A 13,862-nucleotide genomic window follows, 5' to 3' on the forward strand; every position below is an offset into this window, starting at 1 on the left:
CGATTTCTTACGAGAATCGGCTTTTTTGTTGAATACTGGTTATTTTATTTCCAGGGGATGGAAGCAATGCTAAGCCAGAACTGACCAAAACTTTTGACAATCTGTAAAAGCTGATCGAAAGAAATTGGCTTAGTGATGTAACAATTGGCCCCCGACTCGTAAGTACGTAGAATATCCCGTTCGGAATTCGAAGTAGTCAGGACCACTACCGGGATTGCTTTTAATTCAGGGTTTTGCTTGATTTCTGACAAGGCCTCCCAGCCGTCTTTCCGGGGCATATTCAGGTCCAGAAAAATGATACCGGGACGCGGATACTTTTCTGCATCAGCATACGGACCCTGATGGTGAAGAAACTGCATTAGCTCTACTCCATCGGCTACAAAAAATATATCGTTGGTTAATTGGCTGTCCCGAAAAGCGGTTCGGATTAAAAAACGATCATCTTCATCATCATCAGCCACCAAAATGGGAATCTGTGTATTCATACCTGCACCAGGCTCAGGGCCATACGCTATTGCTGTCTAATCGCCCTTAAAGATACGGCTATTTTTTTATTCTGCTGTACTGGCTAAAGTCTGCCTACCGGTTTCAATCGGCAGGTAGATCGTAAAAACCGCTCCTTCCCCCGGTTTACCTTCCGCAAGAATATAACCTTCGTGGTTAGTCACCACACGCCGACAAATGGCCAGTCCAATTCCAGTACCTCCGTAGGCCGACTTAGCGTGTAACCGTTGAAAAATTACAAAAATTTTCTCTGCGTATTCGGGTTCAAACCCGATCCCGTTGTCAATGATCTGTATCCGATGATACGATTGTTCTTTCTTTAGATCCGAATCCAGTGTTACAATTTCAGAACCTTCCACTTTCTGGTAGGTGATTTGAATAACTGGAAGGACGTCAGCCCTGGTAAATTTCAGGGCATTACTGAGTAAGTTCAAAAAAAGCTGCCGTATCTGTGAGGGATAGCCCTGAAGAGTAGGCAGGGATTGTACGTCAATCGAAACCTGCCGATCAGCAATCACTTCTGAGAGATCGGATTTTACTTCGTCCACTACTTCATTCAGGCTAACGGTTTGCAGCTTATCAGTACGACTTACCATTCGCGAAAATGTCAACAGGTCATTAATCAGCCCCTGCATGCGTTCAGCCGCGTTGGCGATTTTGTCCAGCATGGCCTGCCCATCTTCCGTCAGTTGCTCACGTTGCCGCATGAGCAGACGGTCTGCAAACGCTCTGATCTTCCGCAAAGGTTCCTGTAAATCGTGGGAAGCGACGTAAGCAAACTGTTCCAATTCAGCATTCGAACGGTTAAGGGCTTCAACTTTCTTCTCCAGATCAATCTGGGTCAGCCGCCGCCGGCGAAGTTCAATGTTGAGTAACGTCGCGGAAATAATCAGCAATCCTCCCGCCAGCAGAGCTAACGTTAGTAAATAGGTGGGAGCCAGATTAAACTCCCGCTGGCGAGCCTTCAACCGACTCGTTAGCAACTTGCTTTCTTCTTTTTTAATTTCATCAATCTGCTTTTGCATGGCATCCATGATGGCTTTGCTCTTGAGAATGGTAGCATCCTGATTCTGCATCTTGTCAATGCCCTTGAGCTGCGTATCCATACTTTCCCATTTATCACGAGCCAGACTTTTGAAGACTGCCAGCCGTCGCAACTGAGGTACATTATCGTTGAGCAGGATCTGCATGCGTTGAGCAGAAGCTTCGTACTCGCTTCGCATCTGTTCATACGATTTGACAAATAGTTTATTGGACGTAAGCAAATACCCACGAATGCCAGATTCCGCTTCTTTGACGTACGAAATCAGTCGTTCACTTTCATTAATAGTTCTATACGTATGCTCGACCCGCTCGCTAAACCATTCCGTAGAGCGTACCTGATCTAAACATAGATAAGTCAGCAATACCAGTATGGCAATGGCGGAGGCAGCAGCGATATTGAGTAGCCAGACGTTCGAAGACTTCATTTACTAATTGGATACCAGACGAGTGGTTATATTTCTACAATTTGGGGAAATAAGAGGAGGCAAAAAAAGGCAGTTTTCCGCCAAAAGAAAAGAGAAGAGGAAAGCAAAAAAATAAACTCGTCGGTATCATTCGTTCAAAAGTGGCTTGATTATCAACAAAAAAAACGTGCTAGGTGATCGAAATCATCCTCAATTAGGGAGGATTTGTCTGGATAAGTCTCGCGTGGCTTGACTTTATGAATAGGTACAGTACTTCAGTTACCGCCTTAAATTATCCAAACCACAATATGAGCACTTCAGTTAACCTCTCGCAAACTCAGAAACAAACCCTGCGGGTTGCTCCCCAGCAGATACAGTTTTTAAATTTCTTGCAACTTTCTACCTTAGAGCTTGAGCAGCACTTACGGAATGAATTAGAGGAAAACCCTCTGCTGGAAGAAGGTGCCACTGAAAAGGAGTCGAACGATGAGGGCGAAATGGAAATGTCGTCGGACGAAAGGGATGACCATACGGCCGATTACGAAACGCCAACTAACGTCGAAGACTACCGGGACTGGGACGAATTTTCGAATGATGATATTCCTGAATATAAAACGCGATTAAGTCAGGATCCCAACGCAGAAGATGATTTATACTCTTCTCCGATCGTTGAACAGGAAACTTGGCGGGAAGCAATTAAGGAACAAATTCGCTGGATGAATCTAAAGGATCGTCAGCGGGCTCTGGCCGAATTTATTATTGATTCTCTCGACGATGATGGCTTCCTACGCAGCGATGCGGATGCCCTAGCCGATGATTATTCGTTCGGGCATGGAATTTTTGTAGATGGTTCGGAAGTCGAAGAGGTTATTGCAGCCATTCACGATGAGCTTGAACCCGCCGGTTTGGCAGCTCGTGATTTACGCGAATGTCTGCTCCTCCAGCTTGAAAGTCGCCGGGCTACCGCAGCAACACTGCGAGCCATGGATATTGTCAGCGAATGCTTTACTGAACTTTCCAATCGTAACTTTGAAAAGATCTGTAAGCATTTGAGTATTGATCAGGATGAATTACGAGTGGCTATTGCCGAAATTGGTAAACTCAATCCTAAACCCATCGTTGGAGGTAACAACGATTCAGTAGTCGTAAAACGTGGAATTATTCCCGACTATGTTTTGCACTACGACGATTACGGACGGATTGAAGTAGCACTGAACCGAGGCAACTGGCCTGATATTCGGGTGAATAGCTCGATTATTGGTCTAGTAGATACCAGTCGTGAACGCGGAGCCGCTACGTACCTGAAAAATAAGCTGCAATCGGCTCAATGGTTGGTTGATGCGATTCGTCAGCGGGAAAATACGATGCACCGTGCCATGCGAATGCTGGTGGAATTGCAGCGTGGCTTTTTTGAAACAGGTGACGTACGGAATCTCAGACCGATGATTCTCAAAGATGTAGCCGATCGAATTGGTATGGATATTTCCACCATTTCACGGGTTACCTCGGGGAAATACGTACAAACACCGTTTGGCCTGATTCACCTGAAAGACCTGTTTACCGAAGGGATTCGGACGGAAGACGGTCACGAAGTTTCGAACAAAGCGATTCAGCAGGCACTCGTGGAACATATTTCCTGCGAAGATAAACGCAATCCGTTCAATGACTTCGATCTGATGCGATTACTCGCTACGCAAGGATACAAGATTTCACGTCGGACCGTCGCCAAATACCGTGATCAATTAGGTATTCAGTCTGCCCAGTTCCGACGGGGCGTATAACCTTTGAGCAGATAATAATCGTTTGTTGTTAATAAAAGAGCATTTCACACCCATAAGGCTCTGATTCAAGTGAGGGTAATGGTAGATTTTCTATGCAGAAAATATTAGTAATTGACGACGATACGGACATTTGTCTGCTTCTACGGCGATTCTTGGGGCGTAATGGCTTCGAGGTCGCCATTGCTCATAATGGAACTTCAGGTCTTGAAATCCTTACTGATTTCAAGCCCGATTTAGTCATGACAGATTTCCGCCTGGGAGATATGGACGGGGGCGAATTACTGGTTCGTATTAAAGAACAGTTTCCACACGTACCCGTCATTGTCATCACTGGTTATTCAGATATTAAGATCGCTGTAAACGTGATGAAACAGGGTGCGTACGACTACGTAACCAAGCCCCTGTTCCCAGATGAAATCTTAGTAACGATTCGGAAAGCACTGGATCAAAGTGCCGCTCAACCTGCAGCTCCGAGCGTAAATGGTGAAACCGGAACTTCTACTCCGGCTCCTAAACGGCCTACGGGCTCCGAACAGTATATCTTCGGCAATGGTCCGGAATCCAAGTACCTGTATCGTCAGGTGGATCTGGTGGCTCCTACCAATTATAGCGTTATTATTTACGGCGAAAGTGGTTCGGGTAAAGAAGCCGTTGCTCAGGAAATTCACAAACGCAGTAAACGTTCCAGTGGACCTTTTGTCGCTATGGACTGTGGTGCTATTTCCAAGGATCTGGCTGGTTCGGAATTATTCGGGCACGAGAAGGGTGCTTTTACCGGAGCTCTTAATCAGAAAATTGGGCACTTCGAGCAGGCACACGGGGGTACGCTTTTCCTGGATGAAGTAAGTAACCTGCCTTATGATGTACAGGTTTCTCTCCTGCGGGTAGTACAGGAACGAAAGTTACGACGACTGGGCGGTACAAAAGAAACGCCTATTGATGTACGTATCATTGTGGCCTCGAACGAACGTCTGATTGAATCCGCTAAAAAAGGAAAATTCCGGGAAGACCTTTACTACCGTTTTAACGAATTCAGCATTGACGTACCGCCGCTTCGCGAACGTAATGCAGATATTCTGGTATTTGCCGATTATTTCCTGCAGGCAACCAATGGAGAGCTGGGCAAGCAGGTACGTGGCTTCGCAGACGATGTAGTGGATCTGTTCATGCGATATGAATGGCCGGGTAACCTTCGGGAAATGCGTAACGTCATCAAACGGGCTACGCTGCTGACGGATAGCGAAAGCATTCAGTCGCGGGATCTTCCCTTTGAGATTGTGCACTTTAACAAGTTACAATCCATGGAGACGAATACACCACCCGTTACTCCTGTTTACGTACCCGAGATTCCGGTTATTCCTCCGCAAACGTACTACAGTGAACCACCCGTGGGCGTGATAGCTCCCGAAGTTCCCAAAGGTGAAAAGCCTAATCTGCGGTCAGCTGCTCTGGAAGCCGAATATGACATGATTCTAAAGACCCTTAAACAGGTCAATTTTAATAAAAGTAAAGCGGCCCAATTGCTGGGTATTGACCGAAAAACGCTTTACAACAAGATGAAAAACTATCACTTGTCTTAGGTGATTTCCGGGCATGCTCCTGTTTACGTCAGAAGCATGCCCCTTTGATATTGTCGCTTCTTTTAGCTTATCAGTATGTCTCAGCTTTATGATAGTAATGCCTACCTTCGGGAAGCTGAATCTTTGTTACGCTTTGGCACATTCGACTGGTCGAGTACTACAAAAGAATTCTACTGGTCAGAGGGTTTATTCCGTGTTCTGAGCTTTCCGGCTGAACTTCGTACGCCACCCACAGTGGATTGGTTCTATGAGCAGATCGTGGAGGTAGATCGGGAACATGTGCTTGAATCTGTTCAAAAAGCTCTTGAACACAAGCTTCCTTTCCAGATTCAGTATCGTATTCTGGACTATACGGGCAACGAACTCGTTTTGATGAGTCGTGGGAACGTACTTTCGATTCCTGAAACCAACGATGTGCGATTGGTAGGCATTACGGCCGACCTGACCGCTCATTATCTTTTTGAACAGGAATTAAAGGCAAAAATGGAAGCCCTGGACCGGTCAAATTTTGAGCTGGAACAGTTTGCCTACATTGCTTCGCATGACTTACAGGAGCCGCTTCGCAAGATTACGTCATTTGGCGAACGTCTAACGAGCCGCTACCAGGAGAACTTAGGTGAAGAAGGTAAACATTACCTTTCCCGGATGCTCGGAGCAACGCAGCGGATGAAATTACTCATCGAAAGTCTGCTGAGTTATTCCAGAATTTCGCGTCCGGAGGAACCTTTCACCCCTGTCAACCTAAACGAAGTTGCCAGAAATGTACTCAGTGATTTTGAATTACGGCTCACGGAAACGGAAGCGACAGTAGAGGTAGGTACGTTACCGACCATCTCTTCCCTACCCACGCAGATGCACCAGTTATTTCAGAATTTACTGAGCAATGCCCTGAAATTTACCAGCTCCGACCGTAAACCGCACTTGACGATTACCTCAAGCCTGTTAACGCGGCAGGAAATGGCTGAACATCGCCTGTTACCGGGTACGCTGTACCACAAGATCGCCCTGAGCGACAACGGGATTGGCTTTGAACCGGGGCAGTCGGAACAGATTTTTACTTTGTTCAAACGATTACACGGACGCTCTGAATACGAAGGAGCAGGCATGGGATTAGCGATTTGTAAGCGAATTGTTGAAAACCATGGTGGCATTATCTACGCTCAGAGTAAGCCTGGTGAGGGTGCAACCTTCGTACTGATCTTTCCTGAACAACAGAAAGTAAAATGAGGTAGGAACCTAAGCGTAGACCACAAACACCGCAAGCCCTCCCTCCTACGTTTTATAGGAGCGTCATGAAACACATTCTCAAGAAACCGGTAGTGTTACTCATTGCCGACGATGATGAAGAGGACCGGAAAATGACCCGGGAGGCTTTCGAGGAAAATTTCGTTTTGCACGAAATCCATTTGGTGGTTGATGGTCTGGAACTGATCGACTATCTGTTTCGCCGGGGAGTTTATGCCGATCCCGAACGGAGTCCAAGACCCGGTTTGATTTTACTGGACCTGAATATGCCCCGCATGGACGGTCGCCAGGCCTTGGAGCAAATCAAGTCGAATCCTGACTTACGGAGTATTCCGGTTGTAATCTTAACGACTTCACACGCAGAAGAAGACATTATCAGGAGTTACAATCTGGGCGTGAATTGCTTCATCAATAAACCCGTAACTTTTAAAGATTTTATCGAAGTCACACAATCCCTTGGGCGATACTGGTTTGAAGTAGTTCAGCTACCTTCGCCCTAGGATTAACCTATACCTTCGTTTCACCTTTAAATGCTCTCTGGCGAGCAGGGAGGAATTATGAATAATGTTACGAGAGTCTTAATCGTGGATGACGATGAGGACGATTACCTGCTCACAAGCGACTACCTGCGAGACATTCCAGGAAGTCAGTTTGCGTTAGAGTGGGCCAACAGCTACTCCAGTGCTCTGGAAAAGCTCAAAACCAGCAATCCCCAAATTGCATTCGTCGACTTCTTTCTCGGAGCCAAAACGGGCCTTGACCTCATCGAGGAAGTTCACGCCATTGGTCTGTCAACACCTATGGTATTACTGACGGGTCGCGGTGACCGCAAGGTAGATGAGGAAGCTACCAAACGGGGAGCCGTCGACTACCTGGTCAAACGGGATTTGAACGCTGAAAAACTCGAACGCTGTATCCGTTACGCCCTCGAACGGGCTGCTACGCTTAACACTTTACGCGAGAGTGAACGCCGATACCGGAGTTTGTTCAATCAGCTACGGGAAATGATTTTTCTGGCGAGTCCTTCGGGAGAGTTTTTGTACGTCAATCCGAATGGTAGTGAATTACTGGGCTATACTCCGGATGAATTCACCCAGAAGCGAATGCCCGAATTGTTTGAGAGCACGGATCGCTACGCCATTTTCTCATCCATACTGGAGCAATTCGGTGAAATCGAAGATTTCGAAGTAGCCTTACAAACCAGTCAGGGCGAAAAACGGTACTGTACGATTTACGCCAGTGTCCAGAATGACGGTTTCGGTAGCCGACAGATTCAGGGGATTGTTCACGATATCACAGCTCGAAAGAAAGCCGAACGGGACACTCTGCTTACGGAAAAGCTCGCGGCTACCGCCCGTCTGGTGCGTACGCTGGCCCATGAAGTGCGTAATCCGCTCACAAACATCAATTTGTCAGCGGACGAATTGCTCACGGGAATGGAAGACGATACGCTATTGATGTACCCCCAGATCATCAAACGCAATTCTCAGCGAATTAATGATCTGATTTCGGAGCTTCTTAATTCCTCCCGGCAGGCGGAAATCAATCTGGCCGATTTCTCGATCCACCAGATTCTCGACGAGACGCTGGCTCTGGCAATGGATCGGGTTCAATTGAAGAACATTACGTTACAGAAAGATTACGGCGAAGATTGCTTTGTAAAGGTTGATAAAGAGAAAATCAAAATTGCGATTCTTAATATCATTGTCAATGCCATTGAAGCCATGGAACCCGAAGTGGGTATTCTTCACGTGCAAAATCACGTAGCCGGTGATTTTTGCTACGTAGCCATTGAAGACAACGGATCGGGCATTCCGGCTGAGAATCTGGGCCGTTTGTTTGAGCCTTATTTTACATCCAAGAACAATGGAATTGGACTGGGTCTGGCGGCTACGCTGAGTATCGTGCAGTCGCACAAAGCCCGTATTGATGTCGAATCAGAGGTGGGTGTAGGTACGGCCTTTACGATTTCATTTCCGCTGGCCGGAACCGAATCCGAAGATTTTTAATACCGATAGATACTAGTACATAGAAAGCCCTCGCTTGTGCCTAAGCGAGGGCTTTTTTTATTCGCTCATAGGTAAACGCATGATTCTTTCTCGGTGCATTTCGCCCCATCTGCTCAGGGATTCCAGCACATCCTGAAGCGTACCGCTGTATTCCGTCAGTTCGTATTCAATAACCACGGGCGTTTCCGTATGCACCACCCGCTTTACGAATCCATTGATTTCCAGCTCTTTTAGTTCGTGGGAAAGTACCCGGGCCGAGATCCCTTCTACCGCTCGTTGAATCTCATTAAATCGTTTGTTTCAAAAAACACAACAATGAAAGCAACGAACCTTATTTACTGGATAACCACTGGATTAGTAGCGGTGATGATGAGCTTTTCGGCCTATTTATACCTGACTAATCCAGAGATGGAAAAGGCTTTCCAGCACCTAGGCTTCCCTGCGTATTTTCGCATAGAGCTAGCCATCGCTAAAGTACTGGGTGTGCTGGGTCTGATGATTCCTTTTACGGGCCGATTGAAAGAATGGGTCTACGCTGGCTTTACGATTAATTTCATTTCCGCATTCATTGCTCATACGGCTTCCGGTGATCCCCTTTCAGGTAGCGTAGCTCCGCTGATTTTTCTGGGATTGCTCCTGACCTCGTACGTCATGTATCACAAACGCCAAAAGCATACGGCTCCAGCGGCGACATTGGTCGCTCTAGCCTAATGTTAAGTCCGTAAAAAAAGCCGTATCGAACGCTCGATACGGCTTTTTTTATGGAAAATGCATTCCCTTACTGTAACACTTTTTCCGGTGAAGCCGTCGATTGTTTCTCCCGGAATACGGCAATAAACAGCAGGAGAATGATGCCCGCGATGCCCGCCGGTACCATCCAGTACCCACTCCAGTTCACCCCCGCTTCCGTCGTAAAGGTATCTTTCAGAACGCCTGCAATGTACGAGCCGATGCCCATCCCTACCCCATAGGTAGCAAACGTAATCAGACTTTGAGCTTGCGTTTTGATGCGTTCACCGGCTTTGTTATCGGTATAGATTTGTCCGGTTACGAAGAAAAAGTCGTAGCAAACGCCGTGCAGAATGATTGCCATGTACAGAATCCACTCGCCGGAACCCGCATCGCCGAAACCAAAGCACAGGAAGCGGACAATCCAGGCAATCAATGCAACGATGAACGTCCACTTCACACCCAGTTTGCTATACGACAGCGGTAACAGCAACATAAAAATCACTTCGGAAGCCTGTCCCAGCGACATTTTGTTTTCTACGTTCGTCATACCGGAATCCGTCAGCGAAGGGTTCGCCATGGCGTAGTAAAACGAAAGCGGAATACAGATCAGAATCGAAGACAGGAAGAAAATAGCGAAAGACCGATCTTTGAACAGTACAAAGGCATCGGTTCCGAGAATCTGGGAAGCTTTAGCCGGACCCGTTGCCTTGGGTGGTGTATCGGGTAAGAAAAACGAAAAGACGCCCAGAATCACCGAAGCAACCATCGCAAACTGGAAGATCGTTACCTGATCTCCTACGCCCAGATAACCCACAATGTTCGCCACGACAATCCACGCAATGGTTCCTGCCACACGGATGTTGGGAAATTCCTTCTCTGGGCTCTCCATCTGGTTCATGGCAATACTCGTCGCCAGAGCCAGCGTTGGCGTAAAGGTGAGACAGTACGCCAGGATCAGCCAGAAAAACTGATCGGGATTCGTTGCCTGCGTTAGAAAATAAAGAACGGCAGCCCCCAGCAGGTTCAGTACACCCAGTACTTTCTGAGCTGAGAAATAACGGTCTGCAATCATCCCCACGAAAAAGGGGGCAATCAGCATCGCAATCGAAAACGTCGAAAAGGCAGCACCCTGTTGTTCACCCGTAGCTCCCAGTGTCGTTCCCAGGTACTTGGTTACTTGACCATACCACGATCCCCAGCAGAAAAACTGAAGAAACATCATGAGCATGAGTTGAATCCGAACGGTAGACTTCATTAGCAATGTAAAAGTTAGAATAGAGTAAAACAGACGAGAGATCGTACGTAAAAAGAATCAACGTACTTGCATAGAGCCACGCGGTCGGAGTTTTCTAATGCGAGTATACCCATTTTTTTGCGATTCTGTCCCGCTCTAGCGACGAGTTTCGCCAGCATTTCGGCAAAATCCGCCGGATTGCGTTCATTTGTCTACGGCTATGTCAGGGATACATAACGGGTTCGAGGCAGAAGCTTCCCGTTGTCTGTAATTCAATTGTATCTTTGAGCCGTTTGAAAGATGCATGGAATGAAAAACAAAAACCTCACGACTGAACCGCCCTCTGTTGCGACTGCTGGAACTTCCCGAATCCTCCTTTATGTATACGCTGCTTTATTAGCTTTGATTGGATGGTTTGTTTTTCAGTACATCTTCGACAAAAAACTTTCACTAACCGGCGACGCTACGGATTACTACATTTTAGGTAAAGCCATTGCTCAGGGGGATGGCTACGTGGGCATCACGGGTCCTGAACGCGTACCGGCCAATCACTTTCCGCCGGGATACCCCTTTGTGATTGCGATGATCATGCGGTTGTTTTCGGACAAAACGACGACCATTCAGGCCTTCAACGGCTTTTTCCTGGTGATATCCCTGATACTACTATTCGACATTTTTCGCCGGATGGGCCGGAATATTCATCTGGCTTTCGTCGGGGCATTACTGGTGGCTCTCAACTTTCACATTTTACAGTACGCAACCATGATGATGAGTGAAATGACGTATTTCTTCATTTCGCTGCTGGCCCTGTGGTTTTTCGTAAAGTCAGATCTCAAACGTTCAGCCTGGAAAGATCCCTACTTCTGGGGTTTTGCTCTGGGTGTAGTGGCTTCGTACTATGTGCGGCAAACGGGACTGATGATGCTGGGCGGAGCCGGACTCTATCTGCTGGTTCGGAAGAAGTGGCTGCACATCGTTTTCATGGGCGTGATTTTCGTACTAGGCGTGCTGCCCTGGCAAATCCGGGCTTCGAAGCTGGGCGGCGACAGTCACTTGAGAGATATGCAACGCATCAATCCGCTTCGGCCTGAAGAAGGGGTGGTTCAGGGCTTTGGCGGCTGGGTAGAGCGTTTCTGGCACAATACGGAACGCTACATCACCCGCGAGATTCCCAGTGCTACCCTGAGTACGAACGTGGAAGATTACGCTTCGCCCGTTTCTTCGGGCGAATGGCTGGCTGGACTTGCTCTGTTGGCCCTGATTACTTTGGGCTGGTTTCATTTGCGACAATACCGCTTGCTCATTGCCGGGTACGCACTCGCTACCTTCGCTCTGTTACTGATTTATCCGGAAGTCTGGACGGGGAACCGACTGATGCTACACCTAGTCCCCTTCTTCCTGTTTTGCGGACTGTACGGCTTGTATTATCTGATTGGATTAGGACTGGAAAAAGTACGGGTGAACAGTCCACTGATTCGGCGGGTAGCGGTTCCCTTTCTCTTCCTGTTTTTAGTACCCAGTTTTATTGGGCAAACGGCCACCGAGACACGTCCCGGCGATGGCATCAAGTTTCTGCGGCAGATGGCCCGGATTCCCAGCTACGACCCGGCTCACGAAAACTATTTCCAGGCTGCGGCGTGGATTAAGGAATACGCCCCCAAGAACTCCATGGTGGTGTGCCGCAAACCCAGTTTGTTCGTGGTTTTCTCGAACAGCTACGTAACCACGTATCCCTACACGGAGAACCAAAAGGACTTTCGGGAGTATCTGACCAAACGCAAAACCAATTTTGTGGTCATTGACGCTCTAGGCTACTCTTCGACGCCCCGCTACTTGATTCCCTACGTGCAGGCCAACCCCGATCAGTTTGAGATTGTCCTGCAATTGCAGAATCCGGACACGTTTCTCTGTCGTTTCCATCCCGAATTGGGTTGGCACGGTCCCTATAATGAAAAAGGAATGCCGGCTGGGAAAGGCGAGTATCGCTTCGGTGATGGTCGCAAGTTCGTGGGTACGTTCAGCGACGGTCGCATGCTGTCACTAACGGGCGAAGGTACCTTCTACGATCCGCAGGGTAAGGTCCTGGGTCCAGCTACGTTTGTAAACGGTCAGCAAAAGTAAAGGGCAAAAAAAGAGAGCAACGGTTGCCGCTGCTCTCTTTTCCTCAATTGGGAAGATAATCCTATTGCTTGTGACGTTTTTCGTCAGAAACGGTCAGTTTCCAGCGACCACGTGCCCGACGGGCAGCTAGTACACGACGTCCATTAGGAGTGCTCATCCGCTCGCGGAAGCCATGCTTGTTGCGACGCTTGCGATTTGATGGTTGGAAAGTTCTTTTCATTGCCTTATCTATTTATTTGGTTATCTGTTATCCGTACAGGCCGTTGAGCTTGAGAACTGACAACGGATAACTCATTTTTCCAGAATCGAGCGGCAAAATTAGCCATAAAATTCTGTTTCACAAGACGTCCTCTTAAAAAAAGGATTTTTTTCTATGTTTTTGGTGTTAGAAAATGAAAATGGGTCAAAATGAGGTGGTTTCAGTGGTATAGAATGGACTTATTTACAGCCTAGTTGAGGTAGAATTCCAGGAGTATGGTGCCCGCGGATTGGTTTCTGACTAGGCTGTATCTAACCAGCTACGGATCGATTGATTCTCATTTTAGTCTGGAAAATAGCATTGCATATTGCTGCAAAAACCCTTCTCTTTGCGGTTCTTTTTCGACAGAAAATACCGTAGAGCGTTGCCTTTCAGCCCAGGTAACGGATAGATGTGGTAAACTTTTTGTAGATTCAAAGCAAAATTGAACAAGCCTTTACCCGGCTTACTTCATCGTTAATATGATTTCAAAAAAAGCCAAATATGCTCTCAAAGCCCTGAAAGTGTTGGGTCAGGAGTTTGGGAACCAAAAACCAGTACTGATTTCCTACATTGCCGAGCAGGAGAAAATCCCCAAGAAATTTCTGGAAGCCATTTTGCTCGATTTGCGGAATCACGGCATTCTGCAAAGCCAGAAAGGAAAAGGTGGTGGTTATATGTTACGGATCCCACCGGCCGAAGTAAACTTTGCCAAAGTACTTCGAATTATCGACGGTCCGATTTCACCCACGCTTTGCGTTTCGCTGTATTTCTACGGAAAGTGCGACGACTGTGCCGATGAGCATACCTGTACCTTACGGAATGTCATGCGGGACTGGCGGGATGCCAACCTTCACGTACTCGAGCAAACGACGATTGCCGACTTACTGGAGAACAAAGCGGCCGTGAATCTCGAAACACCCCAAACGAATATCGAGTAATGAAAAAAGGCTGGTTGAACCAGCCTTTT

Annotated in this window: 12 protein-coding genes and 1 pseudogene; 8 read left to right on the top strand and 5 right to left on the bottom strand. The window is 47.4% G+C overall.

The window, feature by feature from the left end; genetic code table 11:
* Nucleotides 1-44: 44 nt before the first annotated feature.
* Both BWI97_RS12135 and BWI97_RS12140 read right to left on the bottom strand, forming a co-directional pair.
* On the bottom strand, nt 45-485 hold the full coding sequence (locus tag BWI97_RS12135; protein WP_094814912.1) for a response regulator: 441 nt from the start codon (nt 483-485) through the stop codon (nt 45-47).
* Nucleotides 486-551: 66 nt separating this feature from the next.
* The gene (locus BWI97_RS12140; RefSeq protein ID WP_094814914.1) at nt 552-1,973 is read right to left on the bottom strand and encodes a CHASE3 domain-containing protein; all 1,422 of its coding nucleotides are present in this window, start codon (nt 1,971-1,973) and stop codon (nt 552-554) included.
* A 287-nt stretch (nt 1,974-2,260) separates the two neighbouring features.
* On the opposite strand from BWI97_RS12140, the gene rpoN reads away from it, so the two are divergent.
* The 5 genes from rpoN to BWI97_RS12165 all read left to right on the top strand — a co-directional run bounded on the left by rpoN (nt 2,261) and on the right by BWI97_RS12165 (nt 8,567).
* Nucleotides 2,261-3,733: an RNA polymerase factor sigma-54 gene (gene rpoN, locus BWI97_RS12145; RefSeq protein ID WP_102201196.1), complete on the top strand. Its 1,473-nt coding sequence runs from the start codon at nt 2,261-2,263 to the stop codon at nt 3,731-3,733.
* Nucleotides 3,734-3,825: 92 nt separating this feature from the next.
* Nucleotides 3,826-5,313 (top strand): sigma-54 dependent transcriptional regulator, encoded by a 1,488-nt coding sequence (locus BWI97_RS12150; RefSeq protein ID WP_094814921.1) that lies wholly within the window; start codon nt 3,826-3,828, stop codon nt 5,311-5,313.
* A gap of 75 nt (nt 5,314-5,388) precedes the next feature.
* Nucleotides 5,389-6,540, top strand: coding sequence for an ATP-binding protein (locus BWI97_RS12155; RefSeq protein ID WP_094814923.1), 1,152 nt, complete (start codon nt 5,389-5,391; stop codon nt 6,538-6,540).
* Nucleotides 6,541-6,605: 65 nt separating this feature from the next.
* A complete protein-coding gene (locus BWI97_RS12160; RefSeq protein WP_094814925.1) occupies nt 6,606-7,058 on the top strand; it encodes a response regulator in 453 nt (150 codons plus the stop codon).
* Between the two features lie 57 nt (nt 7,059-7,115).
* A complete protein-coding gene (locus BWI97_RS12165; RefSeq protein WP_094815059.1) occupies nt 7,116-8,567 on the top strand; it encodes an ATP-binding protein in 1,452 nt (483 codons plus the stop codon).
* 57 nt (nt 8,568-8,624) lie between these two features.
* On the opposite strand, the pseudogene BWI97_RS12170 reads toward BWI97_RS12165, so the two are convergent.
* Nucleotides 8,625-8,852 (bottom strand): annotated as a pseudogene (locus BWI97_RS12170) (winged helix-turn-helix transcriptional regulator); the annotation flags it as partial.
* 30 nt (nt 8,853-8,882) lie between these two features.
* Here BWI97_RS12170 and BWI97_RS12175 point away from each other — a divergent pair.
* Nucleotides 8,883-9,278: a DoxX family protein gene (locus tag BWI97_RS12175; RefSeq protein WP_102201198.1), complete on the top strand. Its 396-nt coding sequence runs from the start codon at nt 8,883-8,885 to the stop codon at nt 9,276-9,278.
* A gap of 67 nt (nt 9,279-9,345) precedes the next feature.
* On the opposite strand, the gene BWI97_RS12180 is transcribed toward BWI97_RS12175, so the two are convergent.
* The gene (locus BWI97_RS12180; protein ID WP_102201199.1) at nt 9,346-10,554 is read right to left on the bottom strand and encodes a nucleoside permease; all 1,209 of its coding nucleotides are present in this window, start codon (nt 10,552-10,554) and stop codon (nt 9,346-9,348) included.
* 288 nt (nt 10,555-10,842) lie between these two features.
* Between BWI97_RS12180 and BWI97_RS12185 the strand changes: the two genes are divergently transcribed.
* Nucleotides 10,843-12,654 carry a glycosyltransferase family 39 protein gene (locus BWI97_RS12185; protein ID WP_158242743.1) on the top strand — a complete coding sequence of 604 codons (1,812 nt, stop codon included), beginning with the start codon at nt 10,843-10,845 and terminating at the stop codon, nt 12,652-12,654.
* Nucleotides 12,655-12,715: 61 nt separating this feature from the next.
* Here BWI97_RS12185 and rpmH read toward each other — a convergent pair whose 3' ends face one another.
* Complete coding sequence (rpmH, locus tag BWI97_RS12190; protein WP_093208143.1) at nt 12,716-12,874, bottom strand: 50S ribosomal protein L34; 159 nt, start codon at nt 12,872-12,874, stop codon at nt 12,716-12,718.
* A 500-nt stretch (nt 12,875-13,374) separates the two neighbouring features.
* Between rpmH and BWI97_RS12195 the strand changes: the two genes are divergently transcribed.
* Complete coding sequence (locus BWI97_RS12195; RefSeq protein ID WP_094814933.1) at nt 13,375-13,833, top strand: Rrf2 family transcriptional regulator; 459 nt, start codon at nt 13,375-13,377, stop codon at nt 13,831-13,833.
* Nucleotides 13,834-13,862 lie beyond the last annotated feature (29 nt).

This window comes from Siphonobacter sp. BAB-5405 (assembly GCF_002872335.1).
GTDB lineage: Bacteria > Bacteroidota > Bacteroidia > Cytophagales > Spirosomataceae > Siphonobacter.

Coding starts and splice junctions, on each gene's coding strand:
- BWI97_RS12175 (WP_102201198.1), top strand. CDS start 8,883: ATGAAAGCAACGAACCTTATTTACTGGATAACCACTGGATTAGTAGCG.
- rpmH (WP_093208143.1), bottom strand. CDS start 12,874: ATGAAAAGAACTTTCCAACCATCAAATCGCAAGCGTCGCAACAAGCAT.
- BWI97_RS12195 (WP_094814933.1), top strand. CDS start 13,375: ATGATTTCAAAAAAAGCCAAATATGCTCTCAAAGCCCTGAAAGTGTTG.
- BWI97_RS12185 (WP_158242743.1), top strand. CDS start 10,843: ATGAAAAACAAAAACCTCACGACTGAACCGCCCTCTGTTGCGACTGCT.
- BWI97_RS12160 (WP_094814925.1), top strand. CDS start 6,606: ATGAAACACATTCTCAAGAAACCGGTAGTGTTACTCATTGCCGACGAT.
- BWI97_RS12150 (WP_094814921.1), top strand. CDS start 3,826: ATGCAGAAAATATTAGTAATTGACGACGATACGGACATTTGTCTGCTT.
- BWI97_RS12140 (WP_094814914.1), bottom strand. CDS start 1,973: ATGAAGTCTTCGAACGTCTGGCTACTCAATATCGCTGCTGCCTCCGCC.
- BWI97_RS12155 (WP_094814923.1), top strand. CDS start 5,389: ATGTCTCAGCTTTATGATAGTAATGCCTACCTTCGGGAAGCTGAATCT.
- rpoN (WP_102201196.1), top strand. CDS start 2,261: ATGAGCACTTCAGTTAACCTCTCGCAAACTCAGAAACAAACCCTGCGG.
- BWI97_RS12180 (WP_102201199.1), bottom strand. CDS start 10,554: ATGAAGTCTACCGTTCGGATTCAACTCATGCTCATGATGTTTCTTCAG.
- BWI97_RS12165 (WP_094815059.1), top strand. CDS start 7,116: ATGAATAATGTTACGAGAGTCTTAATCGTGGATGACGATGAGGACGAT.
- BWI97_RS12135 (WP_094814912.1), bottom strand. CDS start 485: ATGAATACACAGATTCCCATTTTGGTGGCTGATGATGATGAAGATGAT.